The 1493-nt window shown below is 46.6% G+C and carries 1 pseudogene; it reads right to left on the bottom strand.

The annotated features are described in order from the left end of the window. Positions 1 to 843: 843 nt before the first annotated feature. Positions 844 to 1014: pseudogene (locus tag P5674_RS24610) on the bottom strand (HNH endonuclease); the annotation flags it as partial. Positions 1015 to 1493 lie beyond the last annotated feature (479 nt).

Raw genomic sequence — 1493 nt, 5'->3', positions numbered from 1 at the left:
TGGCTAGTGATTTCTGGCATTTCAGCCCTATTTCATACCCGAACGTCTCGCACCTTGCGCTTACACTTATCACTACTCCGCAGGTAAATCCTGCCATCTGAGAGCCTAAGAGGGGTTACGACGTTCCATTTATGTGGGCATTCTATCCTTAGATTCGTCCTTTCCACCGGGGTACTTTAAAGGTCTGTGTAGGTATAGCACAAAATTATCCTACATCTTGAAGATGGATTGTTAAAACCTCTTCTTTTTCCCCTTGTCCTTTTGGACGCAGCGTGTCAACCTATTTCGCTGCTTCATAATTACGATGGTTCAAGCCAGACATTCGGTTTTCCTAATCATAGATAGTTGGCAGTGGTCGAGTAGGAAATAGGTTTTTCCATTACGCCTTCCGTTCCCCGCTTCAACCTAAGGGTGTGAATCGTTAAATTGGGGGTGGCTACCGCCGTTACTCTCAACTTTCTGCTATATTGGGGTCATAACTCCCTCAAACAGTCCGTATATTGACCCTGAGTTCCCTGCCTAGTTTGGATTCTCATCTCCAAACGTTGGGACGCATAAATAGTTATGGGATATTCAAAGAGTTTCAGCCCTCTTTTATTCAACCAAGGGGTTGAAATCCCACTAGGAGGTTATTTCAGGCATCTCAGCCTTATTTGGTCTCCTAAACATCTCGCACTTAGTGGTTTATGATAGCATAGCACATCGAGAGTATGCAAGACTCAAACCCAAAGTCCTAATTGGCCATTACCTGCTAAGGACATTGACAAGTAGGGGTCGAGAGAGATGTCGCCATCTCCCCCTCCCATACAAAACCGTACTTGAGACTTTCACCTCATACGGCTCCTAATCTGATTGTTCCATTATTAAGGATACAGCGTTGGCGTTATCTAGCGCCGTCTTATCATCATGACAGTGGCGGTGTAATAATTGAAGGTTTTTGTATTCATCCTTTCCACCAAGGCTTCGAGGTACAATGTGGTCTATTTCAATTAGATCAGATGTGGTAAAGTATTGTCGGTAGGGGTCGAAAGGGAAGTCACCCTCCCCAACTCCCATTCCCAACCGTACTTGAGACTTTCACCTCACACGGCTCCTGATGTGGACACCCCTTGTCATGGGAACAGGGTTACGACCCCCTGCTTTGTAACTTCAACTTTCAGAGCTGTATACAACCACGTAGTCTTTAAACTCGCTCTCGTCATAATACTCCTACTAATCGCAGTATCTATATCCACACCGCGACCTGTGGGCATATCCCCACCATGACAATTGGGCTTTGGCTTCTGGTCGCATCCTTCACCCTCAAAAGGGTAGGGGTCGAAAGGGAAGTCACCCTCCCCAACTCCCATTCCCAACCGTACTTGAGACTTTCACCTCACACGGCTCCTGATGTGGACACCCCTTTGTCATGGGAACAGGGTTACGACCCCCTGCTTTGTATAGCACTAGTCAATACGGTTAGGACGCAGCCTTGAGAACATAATCCATGGCAT

Source organism: Limnospira sp. PMC 289.06 (genome assembly GCF_032350395.1).
In the GTDB taxonomy this organism is placed as follows: Bacteria; Cyanobacteriota; Cyanobacteriia; order Cyanobacteriales; family Microcoleaceae; genus Limnospira; species Limnospira platensis.
Note: the sequence above shows the minus strand (reverse complement) of the source record. Positions and strands in the feature narration are given on the sequence as shown.